13 protein-coding genes are annotated in these 12,932 nt (G+C 61.7%); 2 read left to right on the top strand and 11 right to left on the bottom strand.

Features of this window, described 5'->3' with window-relative positions; translation table 11 throughout:
* The 7 genes from GM79_RS10430 to GM79_RS10400 all read right to left on the bottom strand — a co-directional run.
* A partial coding sequence (locus tag GM79_RS10430) for an AAA family ATPase (protein ID WP_035563330.1) occupies positions 1 to 2,068 on the bottom strand: 2,068 nt, incomplete at its 3' end.
* A gap of 140 nt (positions 2,069 to 2,208) precedes the next feature.
* The gene (gene sbcD, locus GM79_RS10425) at positions 2,209 to 3,462 is read right to left on the bottom strand and encodes an exonuclease subunit SbcD (protein ID WP_035563318.1); all 1,254 of its coding nucleotides are present in this window, start codon (positions 3,460 to 3,462) and stop codon (positions 2,209 to 2,211) included.
* Positions 3,463 to 3,511: 49 nt separating this feature from the next.
* A complete protein-coding gene (locus tag GM79_RS10420; RefSeq protein WP_035563316.1) occupies positions 3,512 to 3,841 on the bottom strand; it encodes a hypothetical protein in 330 nt (109 codons plus the stop codon).
* Positions 3,825 to 4,064, bottom strand: coding sequence for a DUF433 domain-containing protein (locus GM79_RS10415; protein ID WP_035563313.1), 240 nt, complete (start codon positions 4,062 to 4,064; stop codon positions 3,825 to 3,827). Before GM79_RS10415 ends, GM79_RS10420 begins: the two co-directional genes overlap by 17 nt.
* 267 nt (positions 4,065 to 4,331) lie before the next feature.
* A complete protein-coding gene (locus GM79_RS10410; protein ID WP_081867677.1) occupies positions 4,332 to 5,693 on the bottom strand; it encodes an MBL fold metallo-hydrolase in 1,362 nt (453 codons plus the stop codon).
* 159 nt (positions 5,694 to 5,852) lie between these two features.
* On the bottom strand, positions 5,853 to 6,296 hold the full coding sequence (locus tag GM79_RS22950) for a hypothetical protein (protein ID WP_051718747.1): 444 nt from the start codon (positions 6,294 to 6,296) through the stop codon (positions 5,853 to 5,855).
* A 166-nt stretch (positions 6,297 to 6,462) separates the two neighbouring features.
* The gene (locus tag GM79_RS10400) at positions 6,463 to 6,891 is read right to left on the bottom strand and encodes a hypothetical protein (protein WP_035563306.1); all 429 of its coding nucleotides are present in this window, start codon (positions 6,889 to 6,891) and stop codon (positions 6,463 to 6,465) included.
* Positions 6,892 to 7,135: 244 nt separating this feature from the next.
* On the opposite strand from GM79_RS10400, the gene GM79_RS10395 reads away from it, so the two are divergent.
* The gene (locus GM79_RS10395; protein WP_051718746.1) at positions 7,136 to 8,716 is read left to right on the top strand and encodes an amino acid permease; all 1,581 of its coding nucleotides are present in this window, start codon (positions 7,136 to 7,138) and stop codon (positions 8,714 to 8,716) included.
* Positions 8,717 to 8,849: 133 nt separating this feature from the next.
* On the opposite strand, the gene GM79_RS10390 is transcribed toward GM79_RS10395, so the two are convergent.
* Entirely contained in the window at positions 8,850 to 10,382 is a 1,533-nt protein-coding gene (locus GM79_RS10390; protein ID WP_035563303.1) for a carbon-nitrogen hydrolase family protein, read from the bottom strand.
* Positions 10,383 to 10,390: 8 nt separating this feature from the next.
* Positions 10,391 to 10,786, bottom strand: coding sequence for a hypothetical protein (locus tag GM79_RS24905; RefSeq protein WP_152559943.1), 396 nt, complete (start codon positions 10,784 to 10,786; stop codon positions 10,391 to 10,393).
* Here GM79_RS24905 and GM79_RS10385 point away from each other — a divergent pair.
* Complete coding sequence (locus GM79_RS10385; protein ID WP_152559942.1) at positions 10,785 to 11,324, top strand: hypothetical protein; 540 nt, start codon at positions 10,785 to 10,787, stop codon at positions 11,322 to 11,324. The genes GM79_RS24905 and GM79_RS10385 overlap by 2 nt on opposite strands.
* Here GM79_RS10385 and GM79_RS10380 read toward each other — a convergent pair.
* Positions 11,321 to 11,530: a DUF2945 domain-containing protein gene (locus GM79_RS10380; protein WP_035563298.1), complete on the bottom strand. Its 210-nt coding sequence runs from the start codon at positions 11,528 to 11,530 to the stop codon at positions 11,321 to 11,323. The genes GM79_RS10385 and GM79_RS10380 overlap by 4 nt on opposite strands.
* A 135-nt stretch (positions 11,531 to 11,665) precedes the next feature.
* Positions 11,666 to 12,829, bottom strand: coding sequence for a serine hydrolase domain-containing protein (locus GM79_RS10375; protein WP_035563296.1), 1,164 nt, complete (start codon positions 12,827 to 12,829; stop codon positions 11,666 to 11,668).
* Positions 12,830 to 12,932 lie beyond the last annotated feature (103 nt).

The following is a 12,932-nucleotide window of genomic DNA, read 5'->3' as shown; positions in this document are numbered from 1 at the left end:
GAAGCGGCGCGGCTAGGGAAGCAGCCTGCTGGCGGGCGGTTTCGGCGGCGGCGGCGGCTTCGTCGCGGCGCTGCTGGCGCTGCTGCTGCTGGGTCTGGCGGCGGGCGAGGGCGGTGGTGGCGAGGCGCAGCTCCTCGTCCAAGCTTGTGAGGGCTAGCTGCTGCTGCGTCACGCGCTGCTCCTGCTCATCGGCTTCGGGGGCAAAATCGGCGGCAAAAGCGTGTTCTACCGCTCCGCAGAGGGCACAGGGCTGGCCATCCTGCAAATGCTGGCGTAGGTGGTTCAGGTCGGCCAGGGCCTGCTGGGCGCGGAGCTCGCGGCGGTAGCTTTCCAGTAGCGCGAGGCCGTCGGTCCGACGCGTTTCGAGGTGGCGGGCGGCGGTTTCGGCGGTGGTTAGGTCGGGAGCTTCCTGGTTGATTTCGGCGGTCAGGGCTTCGGCGCGGGTTTGCTCGGTGTGGGCAGTTTCGGCCTTGGGCAGCAGCTGTTGCAGGGCCTGGCGGTGGGCGCTCAGGTCGTCGGCCCGCTGCACCAGGGCAGCGGCGCTGGTGCCTAGCAGCAGGGCGTCGCGCTCGGTGCGGCAGGGCTGGCCTTGGTCTTTGATAGCCTGCTGGCGGGCCAGCGCGTCGGCTTCGAGGCCGCGTTGGCGGCGCAGGTCCAGCGCGGTCTGGTCCTGGTTTTTATGCAGCTCCTGCTGGCGGGCTTCCAGGGCGGCCAACTGCTTTTGCGCCCCCAGCAGGTCGATTATTTCGCGGTCCAGCGCCAGCACCTGGTTTTTCAGGTCGTTCTCGGCACTATGCGCTATCAACCAGCCGTCGAGCGTGGTGCTCTGGGTTTGCAGGTTCTCAATTTCTACCGCTTCCCGGTGCAGGTCGGCGGCGGTTTGGGTGTGGGTGCGCTGCTGCTGGCCGTGGGCCGTGCGCTTGAGGCCCAGCTGGTGGCGGGCGGCGGCAATAGTAGCGTCCTGCTGCTGGGCCTGGCTGAGCACCGGGCGCAGACGGTCTTCCTCGGCCAGGGCTTCGGCGTGGGCGGCGGTGGCGGTCCGGTGGGTCTGAGTGGCCGTTTCGGCGGCCAGGACTAGCCGGGGCAGGGCTTCCGCCAGTTCCGCCAGCTGCTTTTCGTCGCTGCTCACTTCCCGCTCGGCGGCTTCGGCCAGGCCCAGGGGCTTGTCCACGGCGGCGGCGCGCAGGTGGCCATCGAGTCGGATAAAATCGGGGGCCAGCGCGGTTTCCTGCTGGCGCAGGCGTGCGGCTTCGCGCTCGGCTTCATTAAGCTGCCGGTCGAATTGGTCCAGGATGGTTCGCCAGGACAGACATAGATTTAAGTCCTGCTGCTCCTCATAATGCTGCTCCGTTTGCTGGTGCAGCACGTCGAGGCGGGCTTCCAGGCCGGCCCGCGCTTCTTCCGACAGCAGGGTGGTGGCATCGAGCCGAATTTGCAGCTCGCGGGTTTTCTGCTGCTCCTCCCTGGCTTTCTCAAACGCCGCCACACTCAGCCGCGAGTAGATGCCCACGTTGGTCATCTTCTCCAGCAGGGCGCTACGCTCCTTTTCGGGCGCGTGCAGGAAGCGCGCAAACTTGCCCTGGCTCAGCAGCACCGACTGCTCAAACTGCCCAAAATCCAGCCCCGACAGCTCACTCACCCGCTTCGGCACCGCCTCCTTGCCACTGATGATGGCCACGTTGGAAGGGCTCAGCACCAGCGTCATGGCATCGGGGTTGAGCGCGCCCTTGTCCTCGCCGCGCACCTTGCGCTTCACTTCCCAGCGCGAGCGGTAGCGCACGCGGTCCGTCGAGCCCGTGTCGGGGTCGGTTTCGTGCACCTCAAACTCCACCTCCGACCACGCCTCCTTGGCGTGGCGGCTCACCATCTCGCCCACCTGCCGGTCGTGGCGCGGCACCCGGCCATACAGGCCCACCGAAATAGCATCAAGCAGCGTGCTTTTGCCCGCCCCCGTGGGCCCCGTGATGGCAAACAGCCCTGTATCGGCCAGTGGCGTAGCATCAAACCGAATCAAAAACGGACCAGGCAGCGAGTTGAGGTTAGCGAAGCGGACGCTGATAATTTTCATTGGGTAGATAATGAGCTTTAAGCCAGTAGCTGAAAGCTGTTAGCCTTGCCGTTGGTATTCAGATAATTACAATTGAATAACAGCGGAACTAATGGAGGGCAAGCATTTGAATAATGCTTCAGTACTCTCCAAAGTTCGCGCTACTGCTCGTTCCACGCCTGCGGGTCAGCTTCGGCCAGCAGCTGGCGGAGCTCCCCGAAGGTGGCGCTGAGCTGCGCGGCCCGCTCGGGTGGTAGGCTGGCCACGCGCCGGCCAAACACCTCGTCCACCGTAAGTTCGTGCAGCAGGGCCAGCGGGACGGCGGCTTCGGCCAGGCCGGCCACCTCGGTCAGGCGCTGGTGGCGCACGCCGCGCGGGGCCACTACTTTCTTCTTTTGCAGCTCCAGCACAGCTTGGATGCGGCGTTGCACTTCGGCCGGCGTTTCGTCGGAGCGCACCAGCACATCGGCCCAGGCCACCAGCCCGAATGCCTCGTTATCATAGGCCAGAATATCGGCCTCCACCTCGTCCAGCGTGCCGTGGAAGCGCTGCAGGCGCCGCGCCACGGGCACCGGCAGGCTGGTAATGACGGGCGCGCCGGCCCCTTTAAATTCCAGCAGTAGTACTTGCTGCTTGTCGTTGGCTTCGGTGAAGGACAGCGGCACCGGCGAGCCTGAGTAGCGGATGTGCTGGCGGCCACCCACCAGTTGCGGCCGGTGCAGGTGGCCCAGGGCCACGTAGTCGAAGGCCGCCGGAAAATGCTCGGCCCCCACCAGCCCCAGCCCGCCAATGTGCACGTCGCGCTCGGCGCCCTCGCGGGCCTCGCCGCCGGCCGCGTAGAGGTGGCCGGTGGCCAGCACCGGTACGTCCTGCTCGCGCTGGCCCAGCACGGCCGCGTGGCCGGCCAGGGCAGCGTAGTGGTCGGCAATGCTGTGGCGAATGCGGAGCTGCCGGTCGTCGGGGCTTTCGCCGGCCACGGCCAGCCGGATGTTGCGGTCGCGCAGAAACGGCACCGCGCACACCACCAGCCCCGGCCGGCCGCCGGCCCCGTTCAAATGGATAATCTGCTCGGCTGGCTCCGTGGGCACGCCGCCCACTACGTGGATGCGCAACTGCCGCAGCAATTGCCGCGAGGCGTTGAGCATGGTGGGAGAGTCGTGGTTGCCACCCACCACCACGATGTCGCGGCAGCAGGTACTTTGCATCTTCACCAAGAAGGTGTAGTACAGCTCCTGCGCCGTGTACGAGGGCGTTTGGGTGTCGAAGATGTCGCCGGCAATTACCAGCACCTCAATGCCCTGGTCCTGCACCGTCAGCAGTAGCCAGTCGAGGAAAGCCTGCTGCTCGGTGGTGCGTTCCTGGCCCGTGAGAAAATGCTGGCCAAGGTGCCAGTCGGCGGTGTGGAGGACGCGCATTAGATGGTTAGTAATCGTATTTGCTACGGGGATTAGGCGAAAAACAGCCTTAGTCCTGCGTGATAATAATCGGCCCTACCGGCAAGGCGCCTTCGTTCAGCAAGGCGTTCACCTTCACCGAAAGGTTGGTCAGTACCGAATATCGATTGATTGGTGCATTCAGCACAAAAACGGTCAAAACATACCGCTCGAAATTCTGCTGGTGCTGCAAATTTTTATCAAAGGTCAACAACGCGTGAAAACCGTCGGCCAGCATTAGCTTTAGCAGTTCACCATTCTTGATGCCATTCCAGCCTTTATCCCAAACGGTGAAAACCTCGTGGTCGGGAAAGTCCTGCTTTAGTCCTTTGGGTAAGTTCTCATCAAGCAGCAGCCGCATAGAGTTGGTCTATATTTTTGGCGGTTACCAGCCGGTTCGCCATCTCCAATAGAGCCACAGCTTGCGCTTTGGCGACGGTGGGGAAGTCATCCAGAAATTCATCGAGCGCAACGCCCGCTTCCAAATGGTCAAAAAGTGACTCTACTGGCACGCGCGTTCCGGCAAATACGGGTTGGCCACCCAAAATGTCCGGGTCAACGGTTATCAGCGTTTTTATATCCATGTTCGGAAGATAGCGAAATCTAGCCGCTGTTGCTTGACTAACTGATGTTACGCACTGATTGCGCCTACGCTTCACAAAGAGACTTTAGGTGCATCAGCAAAGGCCGTTTCCAGGCAGTCCGCTAGGATGGTGCGTAACATCAGTGACTAAGTAGTCGGGTAAAAGTAACTGTACCAAGTTTGGTCATGCCGCAGCTGCGCCCGGCATGACGGCCTGAAAACTACGCTTTTCCTTCTCCGTGTTTAGTTAATGCCCCGCCGCCGCCCCTTAAAACTCCGTCACAGCCTCGCCCAAATCCAGCACTTCCACGCCGGGCAGGGCCTGCTGCACGATGCTGGCCCCGGCCGCCGAGCGGTAGCCGCCGGCGCAATGCACCAGCACGGGTTTGCCAGCAGGAATTTCGTGGGCGCGTTCGCGCAGCTCGGGTAGCGGAATGAGCAGGGCGTTTTCAAAGACCGGTGTTTTGGCCTCGGCGCGGTTGCGGATGTCCACGATGGTGAAGGCGTCGGGGTGCTGGCGCACCTGGGCTACGTCCACCGCGGGGGAGGTATTGGGCAGCACCAGCGGGGCCAGCAAAGCGCCTTTGATGTTGCCCTCGTAGCCGATTTTTGCGGATTTGCGCACCACGATATCCAAGGCAATCTGGGAATCGGCCAGCAGGTAAAACGGTTCGGCGGGGCCAATTACAGAACCCAGCCAGGTTTCGAACTTGCCGCCGTCCTGCAGGTTGATAGCGCCAGGCAGGTGGCCGGCCCGAAACTGGGCGGCGGGGCGGGTGTCAATAATGAGCACATCGGGCTCCAGGGTGGCGTTGCTGCCAGGGTGGGGCACGGCCCGGATGCTGTCTTCAAAGCTGGGGGCACCCTGGCGGTTCAACTGCACGCCGTGGCCGAAGTACTTGGGCACGAAAGGCTGGTCTTCGAGCAGGACCTTGACGAACTCCTCCTGCGACATGGGCTGCAGGGCATAATTCGTCTTCAGCTCTCTGGCAATGGTACTGTCGAGGTCAGTACTGGTTGTTTTGCCGCAGAGGCTGCCGGGGCCGTGGGCGGGGTACACCCGCGTGGTGCCGGGCAGGGTCATGAGCTTGTTGCGGGTGCTGCGGTAGAGTTGGGCAGCTAGCTCCTGGCGCTGGTGGCCGCCCACGGCCTCATCCTCGCGCAGGTCGGGCCGGCCCACGTCGCCCACAAACAGCGTGTCGCCGGTAAACACGGCGCGGCTTTGGGCCAGCTCGTCCATTAGCAAAATGCTGATGCTGTCGGGCGAGTGGCCGGGGGTGTTGATGGCGTGCAGCTCCACGGTGCCCAGGCTGATGCGGTCGCCGTCGTCGAAGGTTTTGTGCGGGTACTTGGCGCCCACCAGTTCGCTGCAGTAGATGGTGGCCTCGGTTTCCTGAGCAATTTCCAGGTGCGACGACACGAAATCGGCGTGCGGATGCGTCTCAATCACGGCCACGATGTTGGCCTCGTGTTCGTCGGCAAAGTCGTAGTAGGGCTGCGGGTCGCGGGCCGGGTCGATGATGGCGACCTGGCGGCCGTAGCGCACGGCGTAGCTGGCATGGGCCAGGCCCTTATCGTAGAACTGCTGGATTTGCACGGCCGAGGCCGTGCTACTGGGGAGGGGAGGCATGGGAGAATAAATTGAGGCCAAACGGGTAGCCGGGTGATTTGGCCAAATATAAGCACTCTGGCCGGGCAATGGCGAAACGGGTTCCGCAGGCCGCCAAACGCAAAAAAGCCCCAGCCAAATCTGGCTGGGGCTCCTGCGGCCTAACTGGTAAGCGGGCAATTACGCCTTGGTTTTCATTTTCATTTTACCGCCGTCCTTCATTTTGCCGTGGCCACGGTGCTCGTCCTTCATCTGGCTCATCTTGGCGTACTGGTCGGCAGTGAGAATGGATTTGAGTTGGGTCTGGTAGCGCTGGCGGGACGCCTGCATGTCGGTGCGGCCGGCTTTTTTGTCGGTGCCGTACTTGGCTTTGAACGCGGCCGATTCCTGCTGGCGAGCCACCAGAAGCTGCTCTACGCGGGCTTCCTGGTCGGCGGTGAGGCCGAGGTCCTTGGCCATTTTGGCGGCGTGATAGTCGGCTTTTTGAGCGGGGGTTTTGTTGTCTTTGTGGTCGCGGCCTTTGTGCGCCTTACGGGCGGTGGATGCGGCGGGCGTGGTTTGGGCGAAGCTGGTGCCGGCGGTGGTGAAGGCCAGGGCGGCGAGCAATAGCAGGGTCTTTTTCATGGGTTGGATGATTTATAAAGTAACTGAATAAAGAAGGAGGCCGGAGAGCAAAAGCGCCTCGTTGGTCACTTGCCAGGGTATTTGCAAGCGTTATGCCAGGATTGAGGCGGGATGAATGCCATCCTGAATGCCTCGATAAATGGGCGGATATTATCTACCAATCGGGCTAGTTATTCCTTCCGCCCCCGGCCCGGCGCTCCCGAATTTGGTCGCGACGGTCGTCTTTCTGCTGCTCAAACTTGCTGTATTGCTCCGGCGTGAGCACGGCGCGGATTTGCTGGTCGTAAGTAGCCTGGGTGGTTTTCAGCTGCTGGGCCATTGCCCGGCGGTCGCCGCCGCGGGGCTGGTCGCGGAGGCGTTGGAGCTCCTGCTGCTGAGCCAGTAAAATGGGTTGCAGCCGGGCCTGCTGGTCGGGGCTCAGGCTTAGGGCTTTGGTTAGGGCCCGGGCGCGGCGCTCGGCCTGCTGCTCGGGCGAAGCCGGCGCCTGCGAGCGGCTGCCCGCTTGCGGAACGGGGCCAGCCCCGGCCGGGGCCTGGGCAAAACCGGTGGTGGCAGTGGCCACGAAGGCCGCGAGCAAAACAATGATTTTTTTCATGATAAAGGAAGAAAAAGAGAGGGTGAATTGCGGACTTGGATGCGGCTGATGGGCCGGGGTTTAATCGGGTGGCAACCACAGCCACCGCAAAGCCAGGCGCGTGAAAACCGGGCGGGCGCGAATTTGCTGCCTATATTTCGGGCCCGTCGCTGCCGTTGCCGCCGTTTTTTTGGGGCAAAGGCAGTTGTTGGTTTCGTTTTCAGTTCTTTTTATTTCACACTTCTTCTTTCACTAACCCTAACAAATGGCAAGTATTTTCGCCAAAAAACCATTGGCCGTGCTGCTGGGCGAGGCTAACTCCACCGGGCACGGTACCCTAAAGCGGACGCTGGGTGCGGGCAACCTCGTAGCCCTGGGCGTGGGCGCCATCATCGGGGCCGGCCTGTTTGTGCGCACCGCCGCCGCCGCCGCCCAAGCCTCGGGGCCGGGCGTGACGCTCGCCTTCATTCTGGCTGCCTTTGGCTGCGTGTTCGCGGGCCTGTGCTACGCCGAGTTCGCGGCCATGATTCCCATTGCCGGCTCGGCTTACACTTACGCCTACACTACGATGGGCGAATTTGTGGCCTGGGTTATCGGCTGGGCACTTATTATGGAATACGCGCTGGGCGCGGCCACCGTGTCCATTGCCTGGAGCGAATACCTCAATAAGCTCCTGGAGACGTTTGGGACAAGTATTCCCTATAGTCTAAGCCATTCACCGTTTGAGCGCGCCGTTATCGATGGCGTGGCCCAGCAGGGCGTTATCAACCTGCCGGCGCTGCTTATCATTGTGGCCCTTAGCTTGTTGCTGGTGAAAGGCACCCAGGAGTCGGCCATGTTCAACGCCGTTATCGTGGTGCTGAAGGTGCTCATCGTGGTGGTGTTCATCGCCGTGGGCTGGCAGTTTGTGAACCCCGCCAACCACGAGCCCTACCTCATTCCGGCCGATGCCGTAGTGAAAAACGCCGCCGGCGAGGTGGTGCGCACCTACGAAGGCTGGAATAAGCACGGCTGGGGCGGTATTCTGGGCGGCGCGGGCATCGTCTTCTTTGCCTTCATCGGTTTTGATGCCGTGAGCACGGCCGCGCAGGAGGCCAAAAACCCCAAGCGCGACATGCCCATCGGCATTCTGGGCTCGCTGGCTTTATGCACGGTGCTCTACATTCTGTTCGGACACGTACTGACGGGCGTGGCCAACTGGCGCGAATTTGCTGACCCCGCCGTGGGCGGCGAAGCCTCGGTGACCTACGCCATTGTAACCCACATGAAGGGCTACGAGTGGCTCGGAACGGCCGTTACCATCGGCATCCTGTTGGGTTTCACCTCGGTAATGCTGGTAATGCTCATGGGCCAGAGCCGGGTGTTTTTCTCGATGGCCAAGGACGGACTGATGCCCAAAGCCTTCTCGGCGTTGCACCCCCGCTTCAACACCCCTTACAAGTCCAACCTGATGCTGATGGTATTCGTGGGCTTGTTCGCGGCCTTTGTGCCCGGCAACCTGGCCGGCGACCTCACCTCGTTTGGCACGCTGCTGGCCTTTGTGCTCGTGAGCCTGGGCGTGTGGATTATGCGCAAGTCGGACCCCGACCAGCCGCGTCCGTTCCGCGCGCCGCTCTCGTCGGCTAGCTTCCCATTGGTGCCCTTCATGGGCGCCATCGTGTGCTCGGCCCTGATTGTAGGTCTGGATTCGGCCACGCTGGAAGTAGCTGCCGGCTGGATGCTGCTCGGCTTCGTTGTGTACTTCCTCTACGGCAAGCGCAATTCTCTGCTCCAAAAGGGCATTGTAGTAGTACCAACGGAGATGGACGAGCAAGCCTTCATCGACCCTGACAAAGACAATTTGTAGTAAGCGTCAAAGAGTTATTTACGTAACAAAAAACCCCGCCGGTATTAGCCGGCGGGGTTTTTTGTTGGAGGTAAACTGGGGAAGCTATTTAACTAGTGCCTAACGCATGACGGCCTTTTAACTACGTTCTAAATCAATGCTTGGGCATCAGCTCCGACGAGCTGAGCTGGTACACGTCGTGGCGGCGGCTGCGCAGGTTTTGCACGCTGCCCTGGTTGCGCAGGCGGTCGAGAATGGACAGGTCCACGTCCGTCACCAGAATCATTTCGGTATTGGGCGTGGCCTCGCTTTTCACGCCGGTGGTTGGGAAGGCAAAGTCGCAGGGCGTGAGCACGGCCGACTGCGCGTACTGAATGTCCATGTTCTTGACTCGGGGCAGGTTGCCCACCGAGCCGGCGATGGCCACGTAGCATTCGTTTTCGATGGCCCGCGCCGCAGCGCAGTGCCGCACGCGGGAATACGCCGTCTGGGTATCGGTGAGGAAGGGTACGAACAGGATGTCCATGCCCTGGTCGGCCAGGAGGCGGGCCAGCTCGGGAAACTCCGAATCGTAGCAGATAAGGATGCCAATGCGGCCCGAATCGGTGTCGAACGTTTGGAGCTTTTTGCCGCCGGTGAGGCCCCAGTACTTGGCCTCGTTGGGCGTGACGTGGATTTTCTCATAGCGCTCGGTGCTGCCATTGCGGCGGCACAGGTAGCCCACGTTCATCAACTTGCCGGCTTCGTCCATCACGGGCATCGAGCCGGTAATGATGTTGATGTGGTATTTCACGGCCAGCTCGGTGAAGCGGGCCAGAATGGCATCTGAAAACTGGCTCAGCTTGCGAATGGCATCAATTTCGGACAGCTCGTTGGCATCGGCCATCAGCGGGCCGTGGAACAACTCGGGAAACAGTGCGAAGTCGGCGCGGTAGGCGGCCAGCGCATCCACGAAGTATTCCACCTGTTGCAGGAGGTCTTCCAGGCCGTCGAAGTGGCGCATCTGCCACTGCACGAGGCCCAGGCGCACCTGCGTTTTTTTGGCGATGGCCTGCACCGGGCGGGTGTCGTACATCATGTTGTCCCACTCCATGAGCAGGGCGTATTCGCCACTGGCCACGTCGTTGGGTAGGTAGCTGCGCAGCACCCGCACCGGGTGGAAATCGTTGGAAAGCTGAAAATTCAGCGAAGGGTCCATTATTTCGCGGTTCTTCACCTTCTGCACGTACTGCTTGGGCGAAAGCGTCTCCTGGTACTCGTGGTAGCCCGGAATGCGCGCCCCGAAGGCGATGGCACGCAGATTCAGACGTTCACAGAGTTCCTTGCGGGCCTCGTAGAGCCGGCGCGCCAGCCGCCGCCCGCGCATGGCCGGCACCACAAACACCTCGATGCCGTAGAGCGTGTCGGCAGCGGGCTGGTGGGTGCTAAAGGTATAGTCGCCCGTCACCTGCTGAAACGTGTGGTCTTCCTCAAACTGGTCGTGGTCGACGATGATGGCAAAGGCGGCGGCCACTACTTCGCCATTCACCGTCACCACAAACTGGCCTTCGGGAAACAGGTCCACCAGCCGGTTCAGCTGCGCCTCCGGCCAGTAGGTGGCCAGGCGCGGGTAGGCGAGGAGCATAGCATTTTTGATGGCTTCGGCATCGGTTTTTTGCAGGTGGCGAATCTCAGTCAGTTCGTTCATAAAGGGTGTTATCGTGGGGTAGTCATGGCCGTGCCCTCGCTGGCGCGAAGCCGCGCTGCCGGAGCGGAAAACGCGCCATTGTAACGCAGTAACCACAGGATTTGAGAGCCCGGCTGTGGCGAAATAATGGGCCAGCGCACCTTTGGGGTACGCAGAACTAGCCGCAAAAGCCGAAACCAGTCCTTTTTTACCGGTGCAGCAGCGAGCCGGAAGAAGCAGCCGAGGTGAGCAAGGGCCATCGCGCCCACCTTGCCAACGCCCGGCGGCGCTTTTTGCTCAATGACACACCGGTAATAGCCGAAGGAAGCGCTACCACCACCGTGCTGCGCCGGTAGCGAACATATTTGTGTGTGAAACGCAACCCCGAAGTCAATTCCTGCCATGCCATCTAAATCCACAATCATGACCCGTTTTGCTCTTTTCACCCGCTTGGGATACATTGGAGTGTTGGCTGCTGGGAGTGCGGTCCTTGCAGGCTGCGGCGATAAATGCGCGGATTACACCTGCGCGCCCTGTACGCTCACGGAAAACTTCTCGGTGCGCATCGACACCGACCGCCAGCGCGGTGGGTTCACCAACGCCGAGGTGGCGGGGGCCTACGTTGTGCGCTATGCCCAGCCCGGCTTTATCACATCACTGGATACGGTGCGGAACCGGCTGTGCGACTCCAATCTTTTCTGTGTCGTGGACTTACAAAGCCTACCCGTTCCGGGTGCCACCGGCGTACAGCCCGCTTTGGCCTATGCCGCCTTCAATTATCGGTTTGTGCTGCCCAATGCCGGCCGCAACTACGACCTCAGCAACATTGACGTGGCGAGCCAGCCGCCCGGGAAGGGCTGCTGCAGCTGCGGAAGCAATCTGCGCCGGCGTGCCGTGCTAAACGGTACGCCCGTGGACGACGACGGGGCCGGCTACGGTAAGGGCATTTACTTGCGGCGCTAGCTCGCCGCTTTCACCTCGCTCTTCAGCTTAAGAACTTTGTCGCCATTCTCCTGCACGATAACCAGCGCGGGGTCTTCGGCCGAGCCGTTGCGATGAATCTCGGAGCCCTTGATGGTGCGGGCAATGGGCTCTTTGTGCATTGACTCGATTTTGCCGGTGGCCGTGCCGGTGCCGTATTTCCAGGTGACTTTGGTGCCTTTGCGCATGGTGTCGTTAGTCGCTGATTATTAGTTGTCGGTTGTTAGATTTTTTGTCAAAAAGCAGTTGATTATTCGGCCCGACAACCGACAACCAGCAACTGACAACTATAAAGACCAATTACGCGAAAGCCCGGCGGCTGGTTAGTGCACCTGGTCGAGCAGTTTCCAGATGGCTTTGAACTGCTCCAGGCTACGCGGGCCTTTTTGCACTTCGGTGTTGGTGACGAAAACCTTGCCCACGCGGGTAACCGGGTCGAAAAACAGAAACGTGGTGATGCCCGAGTCGCCGCCGGTGTGGCCCACGGTGCCGTTGCGGCGGTGCGCCCAGAACAAGCCCTGGTTGGGCTCGGCCGGGTCGAGGTGCTCGGGCATGCGGCCCGTGGTAAACTGCGGTCTCAGCAGCGAATCGACGGCGGCCGGAGGCAGGGGCGCCCCGCTGACGGTGGGGTTGATGATGCTGTGCAGGTAGCGGGCCAGGCTGTGGGTGCTGGTCAGCAGGCCGCCGTCGGGGTAGGTTACGGTATAGTACGGTGGCACCACCTTGCCTTTGGCGTCGTAGAGCGTGGCCAGCTTGGTGGCATCGATTTCGGCCTGATTCCAGCCGGAATCGGTGAGGCCCAGGGGCTGCAAAATGTGCTGGCGCGTGAACTCGGCGTAGGACTGGCCGGTGGCTTTTTCGATGGCCAAGGCAGCCAGAGCGGCGCTTTCGTTGCTGTAGGCATAGTAGGTGCCGGGCGCGTGGGGCACAAACCGGCGGCGGCTGAACCACTGGCCGCCGGCGCTCAGGGTGCGGCGCAGGTACTCCTCGCTGCTCAGCGCCGAAGTAGTGCCTTTGGCGTAGGCGCGCTTGCTATAGAAGCGCTGGTTGTCGGTGAGGCCGGCCGTCATGGTGGCCAGCTGGCGCAGGGTGATGGGCTGGTTGGGGAAATAAGGGTTGTGTACCGTGAAGGGCAGCAGCTCGTTCACCGGCTGGTCGAGGCGCAGCTGGCCCGCGGCGGCGGCTTGCAGCAGCGCCACGCCAATGAGCGTTTTGCTCACCGAGGCCACGCCCTGCACCGTGGCCGGGGTGTAAGGGGTTTGCCGGGCCCGGTTGGCGTAGCCGAAGCCGTGCTCGTACACCACGCCATCGGGCCGCACCACGGCCACGGCAAAACCCGGAAAGTCGGACGCCTGCCACAGCTGCCGTAGCTGCGCGGTGAGGCCGGTGGTGTCGGGTGGAGCGGCCTGGGCCTGCACGGCGGGCGAAACCAAGAGGAGCGCCGCACTGACGGCGGCGAAAAAAGCGGGAATAAACGAAGGGCGCACGAGCAGAAAATAGGAGAGAAGCCAAAAATAGCGCCTTTTGACAAGGTGCTCAGATGCTGGTAGTACATTTGGTTTCGGCACCGCACAGTTTGTGGTGTTTCTC

It is taken from the genome of Hymenobacter sp. IS2118, from assembly GCF_000715495.1.
Lineage (GTDB): Bacteria > Bacteroidota > Bacteroidia > Cytophagales > Hymenobacteraceae > Hymenobacter.
Note: the sequence above shows the minus strand (reverse complement) of the source record. Positions and strands in the feature narration are given on the sequence as shown.

Bases quoted from the DNA above. Each gene is read 5' to 3' on its own strand.
- sbcD (WP_035563318.1), bottom strand. From the start codon at position 3,462: ATGCGCGTCCTCCACACCGCCGACTGGCACCTTGGCCAGCATTTTCTC.
- GM79_RS10420 (WP_035563316.1), bottom strand. From the start codon at position 3,841: ATGCGGCTGCTGCTTGATGAGAACTTACCCAAAGGACTAAAGCAGGAC.
- GM79_RS10415 (WP_035563313.1), bottom strand. From the start codon at position 4,064: ATGGATATAAAAACGCTGATAACCGTTGACCCGGACATTTTGGGTGGC.
- GM79_RS10410 (WP_081867677.1), bottom strand. From the start codon at position 5,693: ATGCCTCCCCTCCCCAGTAGCACGGCCTCGGCCGTGCAAATCCAGCAG.
- GM79_RS22950 (WP_051718747.1), bottom strand. From the start codon at position 6,296: ATGAAAAAGACCCTGCTATTGCTCGCCGCCCTGGCCTTCACCACCGCC.
- GM79_RS10400 (WP_035563306.1), bottom strand. From the start codon at position 6,891: ATGAAAAAAATCATTGTTTTGCTCGCGGCCTTCGTGGCCACTGCCACC.
- GM79_RS10395 (WP_051718746.1), top strand. From the start codon at position 7,136: ATGGCAAGTATTTTCGCCAAAAAACCATTGGCCGTGCTGCTGGGCGAG.
- GM79_RS10390 (WP_035563303.1), bottom strand. From the start codon at position 10,382: ATGAACGAACTGACTGAGATTCGCCACCTGCAAAAAACCGATGCCGAA.
- GM79_RS10385 (WP_152559942.1), top strand. From the start codon at position 10,785: ATGACCCGTTTTGCTCTTTTCACCCGCTTGGGATACATTGGAGTGTTG.
- GM79_RS24905 (WP_152559943.1), bottom strand. From the start codon at position 10,786: ATGATTGTGGATTTAGATGGCATGGCAGGAATTGACTTCGGGGTTGCG.
- GM79_RS10380 (WP_035563298.1), bottom strand. From the start codon at position 11,530: ATGCGCAAAGGCACCAAAGTCACCTGGAAATACGGCACCGGCACGGCC.